16 protein-coding genes and 1 tRNA gene are annotated in these 24,642 nt (G+C 33.0%); 7 read left to right on the top strand and 10 right to left on the bottom strand.

Annotation, left to right across the window (positions count from 1 at the left end):
* Positions 1-23: 23 nt before the first annotated feature.
* The gene (gene holA / locus O5637_RS07005; RefSeq protein WP_269603708.1) at positions 24-1,052 is read right to left on the bottom strand and encodes a DNA polymerase III subunit delta; all 1,029 of its coding nucleotides are present in this window, start codon (positions 1,050-1,052) and stop codon (positions 24-26) included.
* A 59-nt stretch (positions 1,053-1,111) separates the two neighbouring features.
* On the opposite strand from holA, the gene O5637_RS07000 reads away from it, so the two are divergent.
* Entirely contained in the window at positions 1,112-1,744 is a 633-nt protein-coding gene (locus O5637_RS07000) for a precorrin-8X methylmutase (RefSeq protein WP_269603707.1), read from the top strand.
* Between the two features lie 16 nt (positions 1,745-1,760).
* On the opposite strand, the gene mutS is transcribed toward O5637_RS07000, so the two are convergent.
* On the bottom strand, positions 1,761-4,544 hold the full coding sequence (gene mutS, locus O5637_RS06995) for a DNA mismatch repair protein MutS (protein ID WP_269603706.1): 2,784 nt from the start codon (positions 4,542-4,544) through the stop codon (positions 1,761-1,763).
* A gap of 115 nt (positions 4,545-4,659) precedes the next feature.
* Between mutS and psbZ the strand changes: the two genes are divergently transcribed.
* The 3 genes from psbZ to O5637_RS06980 all read left to right on the top strand — a co-directional run bounded on the left by psbZ (position 4,660) and on the right by O5637_RS06980 (position 5,642).
* On the top strand, positions 4,660-4,908 hold the full coding sequence (gene psbZ / locus O5637_RS06990; protein ID WP_269603704.1) for a photosystem II reaction center protein PsbZ: 249 nt from the start codon (positions 4,660-4,662) through the stop codon (positions 4,906-4,908).
* A 103-nt stretch (positions 4,909-5,011) separates the two neighbouring features.
* The gene (gene ribH / locus O5637_RS06985) at positions 5,012-5,488 is read left to right on the top strand and encodes a 6,7-dimethyl-8-ribityllumazine synthase (RefSeq protein WP_269603702.1); all 477 of its coding nucleotides are present in this window, start codon (positions 5,012-5,014) and stop codon (positions 5,486-5,488) included.
* An 82-nt stretch (positions 5,489-5,570) separates the two neighbouring features.
* Positions 5,571-5,642: transfer RNA gene (locus O5637_RS06980), tRNA-Gly, on the top strand.
* 67 nt (positions 5,643-5,709) lie between these two features.
* On the opposite strand, the gene O5637_RS06975 is transcribed toward O5637_RS06980, so the two are convergent.
* The gene (locus tag O5637_RS06975; protein ID WP_269603700.1) at positions 5,710-6,165 is read right to left on the bottom strand and encodes a GNAT family N-acetyltransferase; all 456 of its coding nucleotides are present in this window, start codon (positions 6,163-6,165) and stop codon (positions 5,710-5,712) included.
* Positions 6,166-6,328: 163 nt separating this feature from the next.
* On the opposite strand from O5637_RS06975, the gene O5637_RS06970 reads away from it, so the two are divergent.
* Together O5637_RS06970 and O5637_RS06965 are read left to right on the top strand one after the other, a co-directional pair.
* The gene (locus O5637_RS06970) at positions 6,329-7,495 is read left to right on the top strand and encodes a class I SAM-dependent methyltransferase (RefSeq protein WP_269603698.1); all 1,167 of its coding nucleotides are present in this window, start codon (positions 6,329-6,331) and stop codon (positions 7,493-7,495) included.
* Positions 7,492-11,118: a glycosyltransferase gene (locus tag O5637_RS06965; RefSeq protein ID WP_269603696.1), complete on the top strand. Its 3,627-nt coding sequence runs from the start codon at positions 7,492-7,494 to the stop codon at positions 11,116-11,118. The genes O5637_RS06970 and O5637_RS06965 overlap by 4 nt, the downstream gene beginning before the upstream one ends.
* On the opposite strand, the gene O5637_RS06960 is transcribed toward O5637_RS06965, so the two are convergent.
* Entirely contained in the window at positions 11,108-12,064 is a 957-nt protein-coding gene (locus O5637_RS06960; protein WP_269603694.1) for a GDP-mannose 4,6-dehydratase, read from the bottom strand. The two genes, O5637_RS06965 and O5637_RS06960, sit on opposite strands and share 11 nt — an antisense overlap.
* Positions 12,065-12,652: 588 nt before the next feature.
* On the opposite strand from O5637_RS06960, the gene O5637_RS06955 reads away from it, so the two are divergent.
* On the top strand, positions 12,653-16,753 hold the full coding sequence (locus O5637_RS06955; RefSeq protein ID WP_269603693.1) for a DUF4214 domain-containing protein: 4,101 nt from the start codon (positions 12,653-12,655) through the stop codon (positions 16,751-16,753).
* Between the two features lie 377 nt (positions 16,754-17,130).
* Here O5637_RS06955 and O5637_RS06950 read toward each other — a convergent pair whose 3' ends face one another.
* The 6 genes from O5637_RS06950 to gmd form a co-directional block, all read right to left on the bottom strand.
* On the bottom strand, positions 17,131-18,279 hold the full coding sequence (locus tag O5637_RS06950; RefSeq protein WP_269603691.1) for an HlyD family secretion protein: 1,149 nt from the start codon (positions 18,277-18,279) through the stop codon (positions 17,131-17,133).
* Positions 18,272-21,223 (bottom strand): peptidase domain-containing ABC transporter, encoded by a 2,952-nt coding sequence (locus O5637_RS06945; protein WP_269603690.1) that lies wholly within the window; start codon positions 21,221-21,223, stop codon positions 18,272-18,274. Before O5637_RS06945 ends, O5637_RS06950 begins: the two co-directional genes overlap by 8 nt.
* Positions 21,220-21,963, bottom strand: a complete 744-nt coding sequence (locus O5637_RS06940) for a peptidylprolyl isomerase (RefSeq protein WP_269603689.1) — start codon at positions 21,961-21,963, stop codon at positions 21,220-21,222. Before O5637_RS06940 ends, O5637_RS06945 begins: the two co-directional genes overlap by 4 nt.
* An 88-nt stretch (positions 21,964-22,051) precedes the next feature.
* Positions 22,052-22,237, bottom strand: coding sequence for a DUF6447 family protein (locus tag O5637_RS06935; protein WP_269603687.1), 186 nt, complete (start codon positions 22,235-22,237; stop codon positions 22,052-22,054).
* A 72-nt stretch (positions 22,238-22,309) separates the two neighbouring features.
* On the bottom strand, positions 22,310-23,488 hold the full coding sequence (locus O5637_RS06930; RefSeq protein ID WP_269603685.1) for a DUF4214 domain-containing protein: 1,179 nt from the start codon (positions 23,486-23,488) through the stop codon (positions 22,310-22,312).
* Between the two features lie 58 nt (positions 23,489-23,546).
* Entirely contained in the window at positions 23,547-24,602 is a 1,056-nt protein-coding gene (gene gmd, locus O5637_RS06925; protein WP_269603684.1) for a GDP-mannose 4,6-dehydratase, read from the bottom strand.
* Positions 24,603-24,642: the final 40 nt, after the last annotated feature.

Below are 24,642 nucleotides of genomic sequence, written 5' to 3'. Positions count from 1 at the left end.
CTATCGTTAACTTGTTAATTATTTCAGTTATTAGTCAAAATTTTACTTTCTGTTAGCAGATTATCTTTAAAAGAATCGATTGGATTGGTTCCTGATTTTATTGAGGCTTCGATTTTTAAAAGTTTTTTCATTAATTCAAGCAAAATTTCCAAAGATTTACCTTGAATTTGTTTGCGAATTACATAAATACGTTTTGGATTAGAAATCCCAGAAAGTTTGGCGATCTCTTTGACATCCTGATTCCCCTGTGAATCCAATAGATGTACCCAAAGCCATCCTCTTGATTGACCAGTCAGCGTTGTAATTATCCTTAAAGCTGGTTCTCCATTTCTAAGTAAGGATTGAATTTTGTGTAGGGCTACAATTCTCTGTCCTTTCAGTAGGCAATCGGCAATTTCAAGGGCATTAGTAGAATTATTTTGAATTATTTTTTTGACTAGTTCTTTTGAGATTTCTCGTTGTCCATTTGTGTTTGATTTTTTAGTAATTGCCTCTGATAATAATGAGAGTTTTTGAAGTTCTGTATTAATTAAAGAGCTATCATTACCTATACTTTCTACTATTAAATCAATTGTATCATTATTCATTTTTAGATTTAATTTAGATAAAATAGTTTTGACTAATTTTCGTTGTCCATTGATATCCCATGGTAGTGGAAGAAGAAAACTTTCTTCCTTTGATAAAATATTTGATTGTATACTTTTCTCTATTAATTTTGTTGTCTTAAGTCTTTTATCTGGCTTATTTGAATTATTTAAAATTAGATGTGTATTATCAGGAATTAATTTAATTGCTTGTTCAAGTTTTTTAGCCAACTCCATAGAACATCCATTGCAAAAGGGGCTTCTTCTAACCAGTACAACTCTGCCTCCGCTTCCTAAAGGAGCACTTTGAACCTCTTCAAGTGCTCTGAAATTTTGCCTTGGGTCATTTCCATCTATTTGACTATAGTTAAAACTTTTCCATGATGGATCAATAACTGTTTGAATTATTTCTTCTATTTCCCTGTTACAGGCTTCATAATCATCCCCCCATATTAAATGTATTGGCATGACTTAGATATATGTTATTAAAAAGATTCTGATCTTAAATTAGTCCAAGAAATTTAACAGTGAAAACACCAGAACATCCGATTTTTCTCGAAAGTATTACATATATAAGATCTAAACTAGGCATTACAGGACTTGATCAGATAGAGGAATCAATTTTAGAACGCATTATTCATTCCAGTGGTGACTTTAGCCTGCAGTCATGCATTAGGTTTAGTCCTAGAGCTTGTATGTATGCGATTAATGCATTGAAAAGTGGCGCCAAGATTTTGACCGATACTTATATGGCAGAGGCGGCAATCTCTCCAATGGCTAAAAGGACGATAAATTCAGATATTCAATGCATTTTGGGTATGGCTCCAAGGTCAATTGATTCAACTTTAACTACTAGAAGCGCAATTGGCATGAGAAATATTTGGTTAGATTTTGTTGAGAAAGAGAATTTTTCAAATGCTCCATTAGTTGTAATTGGGAGTTCGCCAACAGCTTTAATTTCTTTATTAGATCTTGTTGAGTCTGGTTATGCAAAACCAAGTTTAATTATTGGAATGCCAGTAGGATTTATAGGTGTTGCTGAGAGTAAAAGTCGATTATTGGATAGTGAATGTCCATATATTGTTTTGGAGGGTTCTAAAGGAGGAGCATCTGTAGCAGCAGCTGCTACCAATGCCTTGTTGAGAGCTGCCGAGAATTGAATTCCAAAAATAATTTTTATTTGCAGATTTTCATTGGTTGGGTGATTTTAATATTTTTTGAGCTATTTTTCTCAAGATTATTTAAAATTTGTTTTGCATAATTGACTACTTCTTTGGGCACTCCAGCAAGGCGAGCAGCTTCAATTCCATAACTTTTATTTGCCCCTCCTCTTTCAACTTTGTGCAGAAATGAAAGTGAATTATTGTTATATTCAACAAGAACTTGGTAATTGTCTACATTCTCAAGATATTCAGAAATTTGATTCAATTCGTGATAGTGAGTTGCAAAGATTGAACGACTTTTTATTTTTTTTGCTAGAAATTCGCTCACTGACCAGGCAATGGATAAGCCATCAAAGGTTGAAGTTCCACGTCCAATTTCATCTAATAAAACTAATGATTTTTTAGTGGCCTGATTTAGAATGTATGCTGTTTCAATCATTTCAACCATAAAAGTTGATTGACCTGCTGCAAGATCATCTACTGCTCCAACACGTGTAAAAAGTTGATCTGCAATTCCTAAAGTGCAAGATTTAGCCGGAATCCAACTGCCAATTTGAGCCATAATTTGTAATAGACCTACTTGTCTTAAGTAACAACTTTTGCCACTTGCATTTGGCCCTGAAAGTATTATTAGATCAGTCTCAGAGCCAAGTTCTATATTGTTGGGAACGAAAACTTTTTCAACTAGAATTTGCTCAACTACAGGATGACGACCATCTTTAATAGATAATATTCTTGACTCATTTTCATCTTGGCTATCAACTATTGTGGGTTGACTGTAGTCATTTGTAGCTGCTAATTCTGCCAGACCAGCTAGAACATCTAAGCAAGCAATTGCTTTTGCGGCTTTCCTAATGATTTGTGATTTCTTTCCAACAAGAATTCTAATTTTACAAAATAGTTCATATTCAAGTTGTGATATTCGTGCCCTTATATTAAAGATTTTACCTTCTCTTTCTTTTAAGTCTGGTGTGATAAAACGTTCTTCATTAGTTAATGTTTGTCTTCTGATCCAGTGATCTGGAACATTGATAGATTTCGCTTTGCTTACTGCTAAAAAATATCCAAAAGATCGGTGATATTGAAGCTTTAAATTATTGATGTTGCTGTTTTTTCTTTCTTCTTTTTCTTGAGATTTTAACCATGAATTATGATCATCAAGTTGATTTCTAAGTCCATCTAGAATGGGATCTACACCATCATAAATAAGACCACCTTCTGTAAGAATAAGGGGAGGATTAGATATGATTTCATTATTTATTTTTGCAGCAAGTTCTATTAAGTCTTTATCTAAATTGATAATAGATTCGAAATATTTCGTTTCTTCAAATACTGGGTCATTAATAAGATACTTTTTAAGTATAGGTAAACGTTTAATACCTTCAGCTATAGCAACTAAATCACGTGCTCCTGCTTGTTGGGCTCCCGCCCTTCCTGAGAGACGTTCTAAATCACCCATGGGTCTCAATATTTTTCTAATTTTTTTTCGTAAAGTCGATGATTTAACCATTAATCCAATTATTTTTTGCCTATGTTGTATTGAATCAAAATCTGTTAAAGGCTCTTCTAACCATCGCCTAATACATCTACCACCCATTGCTGTTAATGTTTTATCAATTGCCCAAAGTAATGAGCCATGGAATTTTCCATTCTTTTGAGTTGATGTAATTTCTAAATTCCTTCTTGTTTGATTATCTATAATAAGTCCAGCGTGATTATTTTTTATTTGAGGAAAATCAATACATATATTAGTCTTTATTCCATTTTTACAGTTATCATTAATATTTGGATGAGTTTTATTTAAATAGTCTATCAATCCTCCAACTGTTCTAATTGATAGAGAATCTTGATGAATACCTAATCCATTAATATCATTTAGCTTGTAATGGTTTTCAATGGTTTTCTTTGCTTCTACTTTAGAAAATGATGTTTGATTAAATTCCGTTATTTCTAGAAATCCCTCATGCCGGTTTAGGTTTGAGATTGATTTTTTTTCTGATATAACTTCAGCTGCTTTTAGTTTGATTAATTCATGACGTAAATTATTTATTTGTTTACCTTCTTGAACTAGAAATTCACCTGTGCTGACATCTAACTTTGCTAAAGACCAGTGAATACATTCTGGGTCAGAGTTGAAATCCAGTAGAACCGCAGCCAGCCAATTATTTTGTTTGGCAAGTAGCATTCCCTCCTCTAGAATTGTTCCAGGGGTTATTAATCTAGTAATACCTCTTTTTATTAATTTGTTACCTTTTGAGGGAGCTGCTTCAAGTTGATCACAAATGGCAATTGATAAACCTTTTTTAATTAGTTCTGTGCAATAGCGATCAGATGCATGGTGAGGTATCCCAGCCATCGGGACTTTTCCAATTTTTTTACCACCATCTTTACTGGTGAGTGTGATTTCTAGTAGCTGGGAAAGTGTTATTGCATCTTCAAAAAAACATTCGAAGAAATCTCCGAGCCTATAAAGCAGAACTCGTTCAGGATTCTCTATTTTTAATTCGACATAATGTCTTAGTGCGGGAGTGAGATTATCAATGTTTGGCAAGTTGTGATGGAACCATTTGGGTTCTACAAGTTCCGTATCAGAAAAATCATCTAGATCAATGGTTTGATTTTCATTTGTAGAAGGCTTTTTTGTACGCGGTCTTGCTGAGGCGTCCTCTTTCAGTTGTTTGTTTGAAGGATATTCTTTATGTGCCTGTGAAGTATTGAGTTGTTCAGATTCATTGATAACGCTTTGATCATTTTCCGCAAATAGACTGCCTTGTATAGGGTTGTGGCTGGCAGCCATTTGTTTCTCACGGTTCAGTCAACGCATATTAGAAGAATTAATTTTTTTTGCATGTGAAGGCTCGCTACAAATATGAAGAGGAATACGTTAAAAAAACACTTACATGGGAGAATTATTGAATATTGAGAAATTTTCTTCAGCTTCAACTATGCTGGCTATTAATTCAATCGTTGCGAACGCACTTTTATTTTCTTCATTGCTTTTGGTAATTGGTGTTCCTGTTTTTTACATGACCCAAACCAATCCTGAGGACAATAGAAATCCAAACATTAAAAAGATCGAGATCTTGGCAGGAGTTTGGTTCCATTTGGTATTACTTCAAGCCTTAGTTGGCGAGTACATAACTCATCAAATGAGCGTGTAAGAAATTATTGAATGAGAATTCTAACTGTGGAAAGATTATAAATCTAATGTTTTAAATTTACTCGAAAGACGTTACTGTAAGTAAGTATTGAATGCCTTAACACATGGCGGTTATAGAAGGTACCTTTGAAGAATCATCATCTTTAAAAGTAGGTATTGTAATAGCTAGATTTAATGATCTAATTACTGCAAAGCTATTAAGTGGGTGTATGGATTGTCTTTCTAGGCATGGAATTGATGTCACTGAGTCAAGTAATCAGATTGATATAGCTTGGGTTCCAGGTGCTTTTGAGTTGCCAATTGTTTCACAAGAACTTGCTCGCAAAGGTAAATATGATGTTTTAATTACTTTGGGAGCAGTTATTCGTGGTGATACTCCTCATTTTGATGTTGTTGTGGCTGAGGCAAGCAAGGGAATTGCTTCTGTTTCCAGAGAAACAGGATTGCCTATCATATTTGGAGTGTTAACAACAGATACTATGCAGCAAGCATTAGAAAGGGCAGGAATTAAGAATAATCTAGGGTGGAGTTACGCATTGCAAGCGTTAGAGATGGGCTCCTTAATGAAGGCTGTGAGTTAATTTATTTTGTCAATTAACACAAAAAATTGACCATAACCCCTTTGCTGAGGCATGCTTGTTAAGGGATAAATTTTATTTACCTGCGGATGTAGCTCAGTGGTAGAGCATCTCCTTGCCAAGGAGAATGTCGAGAGTTCGAATCTCTTCATCCGCTTTTAAAATTCTTGAGAATTGTTATTTAGATTGATTAATTATTAACCATGTAAATAATTTACTTACGTTTATTTTTTTAATGACAAAAGTTTGATTTTCTCTGCATTTCTGAATCCGATGTTATTATAAAATTGTTCACAATAAGTTGTCATTAGATACACGATTTCAACATTCTTTACTCGTGAATTGCTTAAAATAGAATTTACTATTTTCTTTCCTAGGCCACAATTCTGATATTTTTTATCTACGACTACATCCCATAAAACAGCTCTAAAAGTTTCATCACTTGTTGCTCTTCCGAATCCTATAATTTCTTTTTTTTGCCAAAGGGTCACAACAACATCACTTTTAGATAGCATTTGTTTAATGCTATTTTTACTTCTCTTCTTTGCCCAGGATGTATTTTCATTAAATAGATTTTGAAGCTTTTCAATACCTTTTAAAGGCGTAAAGCATGGCCCTATTCCGAGAATTCTTAGTCCAGGAGCTCCTCTTGCATGTTTGACTAGTATCGGATCATTCATATAGTAAAATTATAAACAAGATTGAGTTTCTTAATTTAAATTGCTATGTTTTATACTTTACATTTGATTAACTCTGAAATGAAGTTTCAAATAAAATTTTCATAAAATAGATTTATTATTTTAAATATAATCAAATTAAATTCTTATGAAGTCTGATTTATATTTGGAATTTGAAAATCAATTCCGTGGAGGCTCGGAGGCAATTGATTCTCACTTTTCTTGTTATGATTCTTTGATTGAACTGATAATAGATAAAAATGAAACACCTAAAATTATTGATATTGGTTGTGGAAGAGGAGAGTGGTTAAAAAGATGGGAAAACAAATTTACAGAAAGTTATGGGATAGAACTAGATTTAAAAATGATAGAACTATGTAGAGATTCTGGTTTAAATGTAATAGAAGGCGATGCAATTTTATCCTTGTCTAAAGTTTCAGATAACTCTATTTCTGTTATTACTATATTCCATATGATTGAGCATATGGAATATACGAAATTATTTGATTTAATTAATGAGTGTTATCGTGTATTGTCTGATAATGGAGTTTTAATAATCGAAACCCCAAGTATTGATAATTTATTAGTATCTTCGAAATTGTTTTATACAGATCCTACTCATATTACTCATATTAATCCAGATACTTTGCTATTTTTTATAGGCAAATTTGGTTTTAATAAAGCTAATTACTACTATATACATCCAGGACCTTTAAAGAATGCTAATCCATTAAAGATCACTCGTATACTGAATGGAGTTGCTCAAGACATATTATTTGTAGCTACTAAAAGTCAGTTATCTTCAGATTTTATTTTTAATAGTAATTCTTCATGGGAGAATGATTTGGATATAGGAATGTCTACTTTAGATGCAGCGATAGATTATGATTTAAAATTAGAAGTATCATATAAGAATTCACAAAATTTAATTCATACTTTGAACGAAGAGATTATTTTGCTTCAATCTCAATTAAAGCATTTAATATACATCACTAATATTCTAAGAAAAATATTTCGACCTGTTTTAAAGGTACTTCGATTGTTTAGCCGAGTTTTATTATATACATGTAATAAGATTTTTTCATTCTTGGCAAAATTTGAGTTTATTAGAAGATATTTATTATCTTATAAATTTTTAAATATTATAAAATTTTTCCTGAGTCTATTTTTAGGAGATTCAGCTAATATTAAAGTAGATCAAATAAAAAATAAATTTAATAAAATATATAAAATAGATATTGAATCTAAAAGATTCAATAATAAATTAGAATCTCATTTTAGTAATTCTACAAAGTCTAAAAAATATTTAAACATACTAAAAGGCGAGAAATGAAAATAGCAATAGATCTGCAAGGAATTCAAAGCAAGGGAAGCAGATCAAGGGGTATTGGTAGGTATTCATTGGAAATTGTTAGGAATATAATTTACAATTCAAAAAATCATGATATTTATCTAGTTTCTAATCCCGCTCTTCAAGATCTTAGGTTTGAGTTCGAGAGGGAATTAGAGGTTAATAATGTTATTTATTTAGAGTGGTATGCACCATGTCCATTAAATTACATCTCCAAAAATATAACATATGATTTAGCGAAAATATTGAGATCTTATTTCTTTAGTTGCTTGCAAGCAGATATAATTTTACTTACAAGTTATATGGAAGGCTTCTCTGATAATTGTTCAACAGACTTTGATCATGACTTAATTTCTACACCTATAATTTCAATATTTTATGATTTAATTCCATTGATGAATCCTACTTTATATTTTCAAGATAATCCAGATTTTAAAAGATTTTATAAAAGTAAAATTAATAATTTAAATAATTTTGATGGACTATTAGCAATTTCAGAGTCATCTAGGAATGAAGCTATAAATAATTTAGAATTTGATTCAAAGAATGTATATAATATATCTGCAGCATGTGATAAGTCTCTTTTTAATAAAGATACTAATATTAAGTTAGACATATCAAATAAAGTAAATTACCTTGAAAAATTTTTGTTATATACAGGAGCAAGTGACCCCAGAAAAAATTTAAAAGGTTTACTTGAAGCATATAGTCTTCTACCAGATGATCTTAAAAAGTACAAATTAGTTCTTGCGGGAAAGTTATTTAAATCTGAGAAAGAATTAATTCATAAATGGATAAATCTATTTAAAATAAACTCGCAGAATGTGGAGATCTTAGGATATGTAACTGATACAGAGTTGGTTTATTTATATAGGAATTGTTCATTATACATATTCCCTTCTTTTCATGAGGGCTTTGGATTGCCTATTTTAGAGGCTATGTCTTGCGGTGCTCCAGTAATTGCATCTAAGTCTACAAGTATTCCTGAAATTATATCTATTAATGATGCAATGTTTGATCCCAATAATGTCTTAAGTATAAAGCGATTAATTCAGAAAGCTTTGACAGATGAGAATTTCATGGATAAATTAATAAATAATTCTCAATTACAAAAGGATAAGTTTTCTTGGAAGAAATCAGCAGAGAAGGCTGTGAAAGCTTGTGAAGATATTATTAGTAGAAGAAGTAAAAAAAATGATTTAATTTCTTGGCAAAATAGATCTGATTTATCTAATAGATATCTTATCAATCTTTTTATAAAGATTAAATCCTTTAAATCTAATATTAACCAGAAAAATTCCAAATTATTAATTCAGATAGCTTCATGTATTGATCTTATGAATATCCAAATAGATAATTTACTTTGTGTTAATACCTCTAGCCAAAAAGTCGAATCTTGGAAGATAGAGGGACCTTTTGACTCCAACTATAGTTTAGCTATTTTAAATAGATCTTTTGCTCTTGCGCTAAATAAATTTGTAGATAATGTTTCCATTAATGTTACTGAGGGCCTAGGAGATTATGAAGTTGATATTGATTTTATGAAAAAAGATTTGAATATATTTTCTTTGTTTACAAAGTCAAATAAAAATAAATCCTTTAAAAGTGATGTTGTTAGCCGTAATATGTTTCCTCCTCGCGTAAGTGATTTAAATTCTAGATACAAGCTAATTCATGCCTATGGCTGGGAGGAGGGGGTATTCCCATCTGAATGGGTTTCTCAATTTAATTCCTATCTCCAAGGAATAACTGTTATGTCTTCACAAGTTAAGAAGATAATGATAGATAATGGAGTTTCTATTCCGATTGAAGTTTGTGGTTTAGGTTTAGATCACTTGGATAGTATTATTCCATCAAAAGATTTTTATATTGATTCTAAAGAATTTAAGTTTTTACATATATCATCTTGTTTCCCAAGGAAAGGCTTGGATTTATTACTAGAAGCATATTCTAATTCTTTTACTTCTAATGATAACGTTTCACTTATTATTAAAACTTTCGATAATAAACATAATGATGTTGATTTATTATTAAATAAACTTAAAACCATTAACCCATCTTTCCCTGACGTTATTCTCTTAAAGAATAATATTAGTGATGAAGATTTAAAATCATTATATTTACAGTCAAATGTTTTAGTCTCCCCAAGTAGAGGAGAAGGATTTGGATTGCCAATCGCAGAAGCTATGCTTTTAGGCTTACCGGTCATCACAACTGGATGGGGAGGCCAAACTGATTTCTGTACAAATGATAATTCTTGGCTTATTGATTATTCATTTGTCCAAGCAAAATCTCATTTTGATTTAGATAATTCATATTGGGCGGAACCTTCTGTAAGTCATCTTTCAAGTACACTCCTCAAGCTATATAAACAAGATGAATCTGAATTATTACTTAAAACAGAAAAAGCTAAAGAATTAGCTAGAACTTTTACATGGGAAAATGTTGCTCAGAAAAATTTGCAATTTGTCTATAATAGAGTAAATAATCATTTTCAAAAACCTGTTAAAATAGGTTGGGTGACCACATGGAATACAAGATGCGGTATTGCATCATATTCCAGGCATTTATTGGATCATTTTAATGATAAGGTAGTAGTTTTTAATCCTTTTGATGAGCACAAAGTATGTGAACTAGAGCATACTATTTTACCTTCTTGGTACCTTGAAGCTGATGATAATAATAGTTTAGAAGAACTTTTGAGTAATGTATTAAAATATAAAATTACGACTCTAATTATACAATTTAACTTTTCATTTTTTCAGTATAGCTCTTTTAAGGAATTTATCTTTAAACTGAAAAATAATAATATTAATATAATAATATTTATACATTCCACCATAGATCCATTACACGATCAATCTAAGAAACTTCTTAATTTATTTGATGCTTTTAAATTGTGTGATCGATTATTAGTTCATACTATTGATGATTTAAATCGGATGAAAAATATTAATTTAATTAATAATGTTTGTTTATTTCCTCATGGCATTTTAGATTATAAATCTAAATTCATTCAACCTATAAAAGAAGATAAAGTTCTGATTGCTAGCTATGGATTTTGTCTTCCAAATAAAGGTTTTAAAGAATTAGTTCATGCTATTAACTTGTTAAAACAATATCCACTAAATATAGAGGTTAATATTTTCTCAGCTATTTACAATGATAATTACATTAGCGTTTACGAGGAACTTCAGGATTTAGTTGTAAAGTTGAATCTTCAGGAAATTATTAAAATATATCCAGAATATAAAACAGATGATGAAACTTTAAAGTCTCTTGCCTGTCATGATATTATAGCGTTTCCCTATCAGTCATCAACTGAATCTTCAAGCGCTGCTGTAAGACATGGTCTAGCTACTTTAAAGCCAGTAATTGTTACACCTCTACCCATTTTTAATGATGTCTCAAATTTAGTTTCTTATTTTAGTGATATTACACCCAAAGCAATATCAGAAGGTTTGTATCAATTAATTCAAAACTTAAACATCCCAGTTGATTCAAAAAAAGATACTTTAATCAAGAATAGAAGTTTTCGAAAATTGAGCTTTCGTTTGTATTCTATGATTTCAAGTCTTGAAGAAAACAGATCTTTTAATGTTTAAATTTATAATCGATTAATTTATTAATACATTCTCTTAATGATACTTTTGCTTTCCAGTTTAAATCTTCTTCTAGTGGTTTTGGGTTTCCAAAGCTTGTTTTTATATCCGTATCACGGTACAGATCTTTATTATAGGTGACATGATCTTCCCAATTCATATTTAATTTGTTAAAGACAATTTGAATAAATTCTTTTAATTTGGTCGATTTGCCAGTGCATATTACGTGATCTTTAAGTGAATCAGCTCTTGCAATAATTTGCATTGCTTCAACATATTCTTCTGCCCAGCCCCAATCTCTTGATATGTCAAGATTTCCTAGCTTTAATACATGAGTTTTTGTTTTAAAGCATTTTATTGCTCCTGAAATTATTTTTTGAGTTACAAAATTTTCTTTTCTTAGTGTCGATTCATGATTAAATAAAACTCCAGTCACACATTTTAAATTATATGTAGTTCTATAGAATTTTACTAATTGGTAGCTGGTTTGTTTCCCAATTGAATATGGATTATTAGGCTTATGGATATGATTTATGTCAGCTGCTGTTTTGGTTTCACCAAACATTTCACTACTTCCTGCAAAAAAAATTCTCCCATCAAATTGCAATTTTCTAGAGGCTTCAAGTATATTTATCGTTCCATTTATTATGCTTTCAGCAGTAATTATAGGTTCTTTGAAGGATACTCCAACTGATGATTGTGCGGCTAAGTTATAAATTTCATCAGGTTGATATTTTGCGATTAAATTTTGAACCAAATTAAAATTTTTGATATCTCCTTTTGCTGTCTCTATGTCTTTATCTATGCCAAGTAATGAATGGTTAGTGGAGGTATCTTGACCTTGTCTTGAGACACCTATAACTTTGTAATTTTTGTCTAAAAGAGATTTAGAAATTAATGAACCATCTTGTCCATTGCATCCAAATATTAGACTTGTTTTTGAAGTCAAAAAACTTTCCAACTTTTAACCATTTTCTGTAAATTCCTTTAAAAATACAACTTTGCTTAAAAGGTTGTATTGCTAATCATGCTTTACTCCTGCTCATAAATAAAAATTAAATGCTCAGGCTGCATTTCTTCCTTCTTATACGTCTTTTTTTTATAAAATACATCTTTTCATTATTGGTGTGCACTTTATATTCTGGTTATCACAGGTATATTTTTTATACATGCTCAAGCCTCTTTTACGCCCACCAATTCTTTACGGTTTCTAAAAAACAATATTTTAATTTATTCCAGAAAACCATTTAAAATCCCTTTTGTACCAGTGTTTCTTGTCAGTGTCTGATTCTCTTCAGATTGGATTTTTATGAGTTTTTAAAATCTCTTGCTATTTAATTTTAATCTCGATAGATGCTCGTAAAATGTTTGGATTTCAATGTTTTGTCACCGATTTTGATTTGCTTCATGGGTAATAAGCCCTATAATTCAAGGGATTCTGTTTCGTTCGGGTGTATATTGCCGGACCAAACACGAGATTCGCATTAATTTGCGAATACCTCTAACCAAAAAGACACTTTTCTTCTCCCCTTTTAAAATGGCCAACGCGACTAGCACACAACTTCAAGAGCTCTACGTTGCTTACTTCGGTCGAGCTGCGGATCCCACTGGTCTCGACTACTGGACGGAAAAGGGGATTAGTACGGCAACATTCGCTGCTGATATGTATGTGCAAGCAGAATTTAAAGACGCTTATGGATCTCTAAGTACAGAATCTCAGGTAAACCAGATTTACAAGAACCTTTTTGACAGAGAAGCTGATGTAGCAGGTTTAACTTATTGGACACAGCAGATTAACTTAGGAAATCTTAAATTAGCTGAAATTGCTAATGACTTGATTTGGGCGGCTCAAAACAATGCTGGTAGTGCTGATGATAAAACTGCTTTAGCTAATAGAACTAACGCTGCAGTCGCTTACACAGCAAAGGTTAAAGAAACAGTTGGTGGAATACTTGCTTATCAAGCAGAGTCAACTAGTCCATGGGTTTCTGGAGATAACATCAAGGAAGCTGTTAGCTATATGTCTGGCATAGACAAGAGTACTGCTTCTACTGCTGCAGGCATTGCTGCCAGTGTCGCTAAAATCGTAGCTACAGGAGTTCCTACTGCTTCTACAACTTTCAAACTTACATCTAATATTGACAATAAGACTGGTGGAGCTGGAAGAGATATTTTCCAAGGAACAGACTCAACTCTCCAAGCTAATGATGTACTTGTAGGTGGTGATGGTGTAGATACTCTTGAGTATGTAGATTCATCTACTACTGGTACTGCAATGCCAGGTGTTTCCTTATCTGATATTGAAAAGATCTCAGTAAGAAACTTAAGTGGTAATGCTGCTACAGCTGCTTCAACTGAGACTGCAGCAGTTGAATTCAAAACTCTTGCGGGTTATGAAAAACTTACACTTGCAGGATTGACATTTACTGCTGGTTCACAAGGAGCTACTCCAACTCAGTTGGCAACGGCTTTCAGTGGAGGAGTTTCTATTGCATCAAATGCAGGTGGTGCAGTTGGTGCAGTACTTTCTGGAACAATCTCCGGCTATACCGCTGCTTCTGGTGGAACAGTCACATCTACAAAATTTACAGCTGATTCAACTGGAAATAAGACTGACTTAGCTGCAACTGGTACTGGTTCTTCGGCTACTGAGCAAGTAACAGTATTAACCTTCGCTACCAATGCGGCTAACGCTGACAACAGAGTAACGCTTGATTTAGACGGTACGACTGTTTCATCTGCAGCTGCAGGTAATGCCAATGTAACTGGTCTGAAGAATATGGTCAGTTCCATAACTGATCAGATGAACTCAGTTGCTGGAAGTAAAGTTGCATACCTTGATTCAAGTGAATTAGTAGTGGTTGTCAGGGGTAAGACAGTTGGTAGCTTCGTGATGGCAGGTACAACTCCTGCAACTACGATGAGCGCCAAGCTTGCTTCTACTAAGTCGACTCATACTCTTGGAACTGTTCCAGCATCTACAGCTAGTGATACATCAGCTGTTTATCTCAACGGTGAAGTACTTTCTACAGGAACACTTTCAGCTAACACCGAAGAAGCTGCAGGTGCAGCTCTGGTTACTTCAATTAACAACCATATTGGACGTACTGTCGCAAGTTTCGCTGCAGACACTGACATCATTACCGTTGATGGTGAAGGTCAAGCTATTCATTTATCTCGATTCTCTGTAGGTAATACCGTCACAAGTACCTCTGCAACTACAACTTCAAGTCTTGGCTCCTCAGTATCTGCAGCTCCAACAATTACTGTGACCCAAGGTTCCGCAGCAGTTACTGCAAACAGTACAACTACTAATACTCAAACTGTAGACACTTCACTTTGGACTGGAGTTGATGAATACAAGAACTTTGCAAGTACCAATCCTGTTAAGTTCACAGGAGTAGCTGAAAACGACAAGCTTGTTGTAGCAAGCGTTGCTGGTGGTACAGGAGCCACAACAGATATTCAATATGCGGCTGCCGTCGTTAAAGGAGCAGACACAGTAGGTACTCTTGAATTATCTAGCAGTTCTAATGCAGGAACAATCACCATTGGTGATTCCTCAGGTACTGGAATTGAGACCCTAAATATTACTGCTACAGGTACAAACAAAGTTTCTTCTATAGTTTCTAAAGCAGCTAAGACAGTTACTTTGGATGCATCTGGTGCAACAGATGTCACCATCTCTTCTGATGTAGCAAGTAAAGGTACTCTTACAATTACTGGTGCAGGTAAAGTTACTCTTAACACTCTTGATACAGCGTTTGATACTGTTGATGCTTCAGGTAGCACTGGTGGAGTCGTAGTTACAGACGTTGATGCAAGCGAAACTGTATACACATTGAGTTCTGGTGATGACAAGTTCACAACTGCAGCAGATGGTTTTGCTACTGCTGATAAGTTTGCAGTTGCAGCTGGTGATGGTACAGATACCCTCGTTGTCACTGCAGCAGCTGATTTAGATACTTCTGCTGAAGCTGATAGATACACAGGTTTTGAGACATTATCTGTTTCAGACTCTCAAGACGTGTCATTAATTGCTGGTATTACTGGTTTAGAGATGGCAGCTGACACCAGTGGAGTTCTATCAGGGGTCAATTCAACGGCTGCTGAAAACATTACAGTTACTGGAAGCCAGGCAACTGCATTTACAGTCACACTCACCAATGCAACAGGTTCTGCTGATGTGGTCACATTGGATCTTAAGAGTGCTACATCAACCACAAACGTTGATATAGCTGGTCTCAGTGTTGTTGGAGTAGAAACTCTTAATGTTAAGGGTTCAACTGGAACAGCTGCCACTGATAGTGATGTTGCTTTTGCTAGTGGCGGAGCTACTACATTAAAAGCTGTTAATTTCTCCGGTACTGCTGATATGACTATCAGTGGAGCCAATACAGCAAAGGCTATTACGTTCAATTCCACAACCACTGGTGACGTAACAGTTTCTGGAGCTTTCATTAAGGCTTCTACTCTTACCACTGGTGGAGGTAAAGACCTAGTAACTGTCTCCACGAATATGGGTTCTACCTATAACACTGGAGCTGGTGATGACACCATTACTGCAGCCTTCGCGAAATTAGTTGCAACTGGATCAGATGATCACGTAATCGATGCTGGTGCAGGTACTGACACAATTAGAATTAGTGATTCTGGTGCAGTAACTCTTATTGATAATCACTTCACTAACATCACTAACGCTGAGAAACTACTTACTGTTGGTACTGGCAATCTTTCAGTCACTACAGGAGCAGCAGTTAAGACTGCATACTCAGATTCGTTAACGTTCACTAGTGGAACTCTTGCTGATAACTCCACTATTACTTGGGCTGGTGGTCTTTATACCAAGGATCAAACTCTGACATTTAGTGGAGCATCACTTGTATTCGGAGCTGCAAGTGAAGACATCTCTATTACTACCGGAGCTGGCAACGACACTGTTAAAACTGGTACTGCTTCTAACCTTATTGGTATTGGTAGCGCAAATGCCGGTTCTACAATGACAATCAGCACTGGAGCTGGTAACGACACTATTGAATTTGGTTACGGTACTTTGGTTCAGCAAAGCAGTGGACGAATTGCCACTATCACAGGTGGTAAGGGAGTTGACAGTATCAAGAAAACTTCTGGAACTAACGGCGAAATTCATGACGTAAACGTTACTAGTTTCGTCTTTGCAGATGGAGATTCAGTAGTCGGCGCTTATGACACCATTACCGGCTATCAAGCTGCAGGTTCTGGTACTAATCATCACGGTGACATACTTGATGTCGGTACAGGAGCTACTGTTGGTACTTCGATAGGCTCTACCGATTTCGGTACTCTCAAGAGTCACTCACTTACTAATGGTGAAGTATCCTTCGATGACGTCTCTACTTATTCTGCAGCTGTAGTAATCAACAGCAGTAATCTATCTGATGCAACTGGTTACTTGAACGCTAACTTAGAAACAGACACCACAGTTACATTCGAGTACGACAGTACTGGCAATGGTTCAGCGGATTCTACCTTCGTTTATACCAACCTTGCTGCTACTGCATCATCAGCAGATACATTGATTCTCTTGAAATCTACTACTGGTGTTGGTCTATTTGCAGATACTAACTCTGTCACTGCAAATCAAATCATTATTGATTAATAGATAAAGTATTACTCTTTGTCTTTGAAACCCTCCCCTTGATAAGGGGAGGGTTTTTTATGATTTCTTATATTCGTAATTACAATTTTATATTGATACTTTTTATTTTTGTCTTTTCTCACGATTAAGTATTCTATTTCTATTTAATTTTTTATTTCTCTACAGCATTGATAATTAAGATTTAAAATCTTTTATTTTATAGCTAATTTAATTATTCCTTTTTAGTTCTATTTCACTTATCGATAATCAGAAATATATTGTTTTTTTTAGTTCTTTTATTGTATTTACGTTCTCTAATTTTAGATTCTTTCAAACTAATAAGTCGAATATTCTTATTTTTAAAACATACTTATCTTTTTAAATGAGATACAATCTGATTAAAGAGATTTTAATGAATTAGCTTTATCAGTAAATTTGTTTAAAAATAATTGAAGGTAGGTTACTTTTCTGAGTTTTATATTAGCTGTTAAACTCATACCTGGTTTCAGGCTCAGCTTTTGTCCTGACTTTAATTCCAAATGTTGATCATAAAGCTCTACCTTCGCTGGGAACCTATACCCTTTATTTTCAGATGGTTTAGGCTCTAGGGCATCCGAGCCTATGCTAGTTAATACACCTTCAATTACTCCAAAGTCACTTGCTGGAAATGAATCTATACTTATTTCTGCCTTTTTCCCTTTCCTAACAAAGCCTATGGTTCTACTATCTATTTCTATTTTTGCTATCAAATTATCTTCAGGTACTATTTTTAGGAGTACTTCACTTGCTCTTGCTACATATCCTTCACCTTTAGGCTTTAGATCAAACACTTTTCCTTCTACTGGAGCTAATATCTCTTGATATTTGAGCCTTACTTGATTTATTTTTAATTGACTTTCCAGATCTTCAATTTTTTCCTTTTGCTGCATATATTGCAGCTCAGAGACAGCACCTTGTTCTACTAATACGCTAAGCCTATTGAGCACATCTTTGTTTATTTTAAGGTTATTCTTCAGTGATAAATTTTGTACTTTAGTAGCTTCAGTATCTAAACGTATTAATAGTTGTTCTTTTGATACGTAGTCTCCATCTTTTATCAAGATTTCTTCTACTACTCCTTCTAATGGCATTTGAACATCAACGACTCCTCTCTTTGGTATTAATTTTCCCCTGGCTATAACGATCTCATCTGTTTCTGCTATTGAAATCCATCCTATTGCAAATGCTGTACTGCCCATTAATACCCAAGTAATCGCACTTGCCCAAAATCTGGATTGTTTTAATACAACTTGATTTGTATCACTTCTAGCTGTTTGCTCAAGCTTGTCTTGTAATTTTTGTAGATAAATAGATGGGTTTGGAATTCTTAAATTTATTTTTTTCTTGACTGTGTTTTTTATGCTTGAAGTTAACTCTTTTCGATCAAGTGCTGAGAATCTTTCTTTTAATGAGGACATCCATATAGATTTTTTTTTGTGAAAATTGTTTAAATTTTCACTTATCTTATTTGTCCAATTAAAAGGTTGTTTGTTTTTTAAATTATTCATTTCCTGTAGACTCTTGCTGTCTGTAAAGGGCAAAATATCTTCCTCTTAGCTCCATTAGCTCCTTATGACTTCCTTTCTCAACTATAGAACCTTGATGAAGCATCACAATTAAATCTGCATTTTTTACTGTACTGAGTCGATGAGTAATAAAAAATACTGTAGAGTTTTGACATGAGCCTTTAAGCCCTTCACAAACTTTTCTTTCAGTTTGATAATCTAAAGCACTGGTTGCTTCATCCATTATTAATAATTTTGGATTACTTAGTAAGGTTCTTGCTATTGCAATTCTCTGTTTTTGACCTCCAGATAATCCAGCTCCTCGTTCCCCAATATTTGTACTGTACCCATCTTCAAGTCCCATAATAAAATCATGAGCATTGGCAATTTTTGAAACTTTTACAATTTCATCACTTGATGAATCAGGATCAGTTAATGAAATATTGTCAGTAATACTGCCAGCAAATAGCAGAGGTTCTTGAGGCACAATTCCAATTTGTCTTCTTAAAGAATATAACTCAACCTTGTTAATATCATATCCATCAATCATTAATTTACCTGAGTTTGGATTGTACAGTCTGGGTAAAAGTTTCATAAGTGTACTTTTTCCGCTTCCACTTTGTCCTACTACACCAACAAATTGTCCAGGTTTTATATTTAGATTGATTTTGTCAAGCACAAGTGGTTTTCCAATATCGAAAGCAAAAGAAACATCCTCAAATTCTACTTTACCCTCAATGCTTGGTAATGGAATCTTCCCTCTATCCAGCTCACTTGCTTCTTGCGGAGTATCAATAATATCGGATAATCTCTCGAATGAAACTCTTAATTCTTGAATGTTTTGCCAAATTGTACTTAGCCTTAAAAGTGGTTGAGTTACGTAACCAGATATTATTCTAAATGCTATAAGTTGCCCTAATGTTAGTTCACCTTTTAGTACTAATGTTGCTCCAACCCATAAAACTAAAAGCTGAGATAGCTGTTGCAGCACTTGACTTGTTTCACCTAAGGCAGTTCCTGTAAGGGTCTTTTGAAAAGTCTTAGAAATATATTTGCCATATAATTCTTGCCACTTCCATCGACTTACTCTTTCAACATTTTGTGCTTTTACTGTTTGTATTCCAGTTAACACTTCTACTAAATGACTTTGTGTTTTTGCATTTTCTTGTGCTATCTCTCTGATTTGTCTGCGGATCAATGGTGTACCTATAACGGTAATTAGTATTTGTATTGGTACTACAGCTAAGGCTAATAATGTTAATAACCAACTATAAATCACCATGACAATAATATATATTATTGAAAAAGCGGCATCTAATATTGTTGTTAATGCTTGTCCAGTTAAAAAGTTTCTAACTGTTTCTAGTTCTGCAATCCTGCTGCCAAGCTCTCCAACTGGTCGACGATCAAAATAATTTAGAGGTAATCGAAGTAAATGATCAATGACTTCTGATCCAAGTCTCGTATCGATTCTATTTGTTGTTTCAGTGAATAAGAATGTACGTAGACTACTTATGATCCCACCAAGTATTGTTACAACTACCAGTGCTACTCCTAAAATTTGAAGAGTGTCTAGGCTTCTTTGACTTATTACTTTATCAATAATTACTTGTATCATTAAAGGATTAACTAAGCCAAATAATTGAACAACAAAAGAGGCTAATAAAACTTGAATAAGTATAACTTTATATCTATTTATTGATGGTAATAACCATTGAAGTCCAAATTTTGCTTCTGGGGTTTGCTCATGTTTTTCAACTAAAAGTAACTCGATAAAATCTTTATCAAAACTCTCTAATAATTGATCCTTAGATAATCTAATTATGCCCTGGCTTGGCGATATGATCTCTAGGAAATTTGAATTACTTTCTTTTACAAATGCAAAACTTTCACCCCAACTAATTAAAGATGGATATGGGAGCCGAGTTCCGTTTTTAGCCTCAACTTTGGCTGTGGATGAATGTAAACCCATCATGGAGGTTATGCCTCCTAACAATTGGATTGTTGGCTTTTTACCTCTTTTAAAAGAGTCTCTAAGTATTTTTTCAATTGAATCAACTCTATATGGAAGATCTAATTCGGCTGCTAACATTTGAAGGCATGCCAGTGTCTCTCTCATCACACCGGTAGCTTTAATGATTTTTAATTTTTTGGTAGGAGAATATTGACCTGTTTTCTCACTACTTTGATATAGCGTTCCTATACCTTCTTGAATATCTAGATTTTCAAGATCATAGGAATCTATGTCTTTATCTTGATTCTTACCTGAAATATTAGATTCATATATCTGGTTATAAACTGATTTTGGGAAAGTATAAATTCTTGCTGGAAGCGGACCTCTAGTATTGATTTTCTGCCTGTTTATAACGTTTGATCCAATTTCTAAATCAATAACATTTGCACTTGCAAGAAAACCTATATATTCTTGATCTAATGATATTTTATTATCATTATTAATTATTTTTAGACTTGCACTATTGAATAATAAATCAAAAATTTGCTTAATATTTAAATGACTTTTTGCTAAATCACGGTAGAGCTGAAGTGTTATATCAAATACTTCCCCAACTTGAATAGATGTATTGCAAAATTTTCTAAAATACTCTTCTTCCTTGTATAACTTTAATATTAGATTATCTGATAAAGCCAGTGTTACAACATCACTACTTGCTGAAAAAGATTCACATCCCTCAGCTCTTAATATAGAAGATAGACCAATAAAGTTATCTGTACCTAATTTACATATGGTTATTGCTTTTTGACTAGTACCATGTATAAACCTTACCTCTCCACTTATGATAATTTGTATTTTATTTGGTATCAGTTGTTTATTACAAATTGGATAACCTAGAGGATATTTTAAGTACTCTGCCTCACGTTCTATGAGTTTTAAATTTTGATCACTAATCTCACTAAATGCTTTTATTGATCTAAAATTAATATTCATTTTGCTACACCTTTGTTTTTTATTTCATTTTTTAGTAAAAAATTATCTGAAATGTTGCTTACTTCTGCTTCTATCCATTTGTCGAATAACTCCAATACCATTTTTTCTTTCATAAAACTATCAAATTGAGCTGAATCGTAAGATTCGACTCTTACTACTAAATGTGATCCTTGAATCTCTATAGGTGGTTGCGTTACCCCTGGTTTACTATTGGTTAATAAGGTCACAAGTCTTGGATGTGCTTGCTTCAAAGGAATTGGACCAATTATACCGCGAGTTCTATTCTCTAAACCTTCTGAGTAAAGTGTAGCTAAATCTCCAAAATCACTTTCTCCTTCTATAATCCTTAAGTAAAACTCCTTTGCTTTAAAAATATCTTTTACTCTTATTAAGCTATATACAACTATATCTAACTCTTCCTTCCTCTCAATAAATCTTGACTCAGCCTTGTGACTGAAGTTTGTTATGCAATATTTCGTTAATCTAAATTCTTTATTTGCTCTTTCTTGTAAATCACTTTCAGTCAATTTATTAGTTGTTATCCATTTCTCTAAGGCTTTTGAATCGGTTATACCTAGTTTTTTTATAAAACGTTGAAGTGCATTTTCCTCCTCTTCCTTGCTAAGAGCGATCTTTGACAGCAATTCTTTAATTAATTCTCCTTTAATAAGAGGTTTAATTAATTTATTTTCTTGCAATACTGTTATGCATTCTTCAGGGAAGAGATCTATTGATTTCATTAAGAACCTATAAATTTAACAGAATGATTGATAATTAAAAGTTTGCTTAATAGATTTTTTGTTTTGTATTTTTTTATTTTGCAATATCTTATTCCTCAATCTCAGATTTAAGTGCTGAGGTATAAGCAGCATATGCAGTTTTATATACTGCTATTTGACCCTCTAGTTTTTTTATTTCACCTTGAACAAATTGTATACTTGCTAGCTGTTCTTTAGCTTGATTACTTAAGTCATCAAGATTGTATTCTTTATCATCTATAGTAATGGTTGGCATTTTGAAATTGTTATAATTAATCAATATACATTAACACAAGAAAAGTGTCCAAATAGTTTCCTAGAAATGCAATCAAATAATGTTTGTTTCATTTAAGAAAACTGACTTGTTTTCTGAGGACTCAGAAAACCCAATAAGTAAATCACTTCTATCCTCCAATCCTGTCTCGATTTGATTGTACCAATATTCAAAACCCTCTATATCAGGCGTTCTATTTAGAACATTGCTGTAAAGATTTGTAATATAGTCATGATTGCTGGAATCGGTTCCATATGTATTCTTGAATTCTTCTGATATTAAAAATGAATTAGCTGTTTGTTTGTACGTGTTTTCACCAGAAACATTTTTTTCTATCCAATATTGTAAACCACTATTATCTGGAAATCTAGAAAAAGCCGCATTATAAAGTCTATATATTTTACCCGAAATATCATCTTCTGATTTAATTAGGTTAAATACGCCAACAATATCTGTTTCAACATTAATTGATTTATCAGTAAATTTTAGAGTATTAATTTCCGTGATATTTTCATATCCTATATCCGTTTTAATAAAATAATTTTTATTTTTAGACTGTTTGAATTTATAATTAGAACTATTATCTTTATAGTCTATAAATCCTAGATCATCTTCTCTACCCCACATTTTTATTAGTGCATTTAAGTCAACTTCTGAGAACCATGTGTTCCAATCATTAGCCCCTTTGTTATATGACATTATAGTATCCCATGAATCCCATAGAGGATTAGTTGGATCATTAAATGGATGCCCTAATCCAAGTGAGTGTCCAATTTCATGCAATATAGTATTAAGATTAGCTTTTTGATTATTTTGAGTAGTTGAAGGATTATCTTTCCAAAGTATTTCCCACCAGTACCCTGCATTAGATTTTTGTTGAATTACTTGACCTATGACATTTTCCTTGAATCCTGAAGAGTAGTTTACATGGTAAATATCAAGCATAGATCCATTATTTGTAGACATTGGAGCGAAATCAATATCAATAATTTCATCAATTTTATTCAATGATTCTTCTATGAAATTCTTATACTGTTGACTATGGCCTAAGTTAAAAGTAGTAATTTTATCTGTAATTATTGTATTACTACTTCCTGATATATTATATAGTGAAAGATCATTCCATCCATATGTATTATCAATATAATAAGTTATTATTTCTTTATTTGATAACGTTATTTCTGTATGAGATTTAAATTCATTATTTATAACGGCACTGTAAATTAGATCCATTTAATTAATTATAAGTTCTGATGTTTTAATATTTCATTCATTATAGATATTCTTAAAGCTAAGAAGATAATTCTTGTAAAGTTAATTTTCGATCATGATTAATCATTTCTCTGATCAAATCTTTGATTGTTGTTTTAGCTTTCCATGAAAGTTTCGATTGTGCCTTTTGGGCATCTCCTAGAAGATTATGTACTTCGCATGGTCTGAAGTATTTAGGATTTATTTTGATAACTATTTTACCATTATCCTTTCTTTTCCCAACTTCATTGAGGCCTTCACCTTCCCATATAATTCCTCCCCAATTCAATTCTTCAGCTGACATCTCAATGAATTTTCTAACAGAAGTCATTTGACCTGTCGCGATAACATAGTCTTCTGGAATATCTTGTTGAAGCATTCTCCATTGCATCTCAACATAATCTTTGGCATGACCCCAATCACGTAAAGCATCAATATTGCCCATTGATAAATAGTCTTGAGTTCCAGCATCAATTCGGCACAGCCCTAGAGTGATTTTTCTAGTTACAAAATCCTCTCCTCGTCTTGGTGATTCATGATTAAATAAAATGCCGTTGCATGCAAAAATTCCATATGATTCTCGATAGTTAATAGTTATCCAATAGGCGTATAACTTTGCAACTCCGTATGGGCTTCTAGGGTAAAATGGAGTGTTTTCTGATTGGGGACTTTCTCTTACAAGACCGTAAAGTTCAGAAGTGCTTGCTTGGTAAATCTTTGTTTTCTTTGTTAGGCCTAATATTCTAATAGATTCTAAAATCCTTAGTGGTCCAAGTGCATTGGTTTGAGCGCTATATTCAGGTAAATCAAAACTAACTTTTACGTGACTTTGTGCTGCTAGATTATATATTTCATCAGGTTTGATTTCACCGATAATTCTCAGAATATTTGTGCTTTGACTAATGTCACCGTAATGAAAATGCAAGTTATTTTTGCTTTGATCATTGATTAAATGTTTAAGTAAATTTGTATTGACTTGACTGGATCGTCTTATGAGACCATGTACTTCGTAACCTTTACTCAAAAGTAATTCAGCAAGGTAGCTACCATCCTGCCCTGTAATTCCTGTGATCAGTGCGATTTTGCTTTGAGGCACTATTTTTCATTGTGTTTAATACAAGATCTTACTTCATTGG

This window comes from Prochlorococcus marinus str. MIT 0917, from assembly GCF_027359575.1.
In the GTDB taxonomy this organism is placed as follows: Bacteria; Cyanobacteriota; Cyanobacteriia; order PCC-6307; family Cyanobiaceae; genus Prochlorococcus_B; species Prochlorococcus_B marinus_D.
The sequence above is the reverse complement of the archived record's forward strand: the minus strand, read 5'-3'. Positions and strand labels throughout refer to the sequence as shown.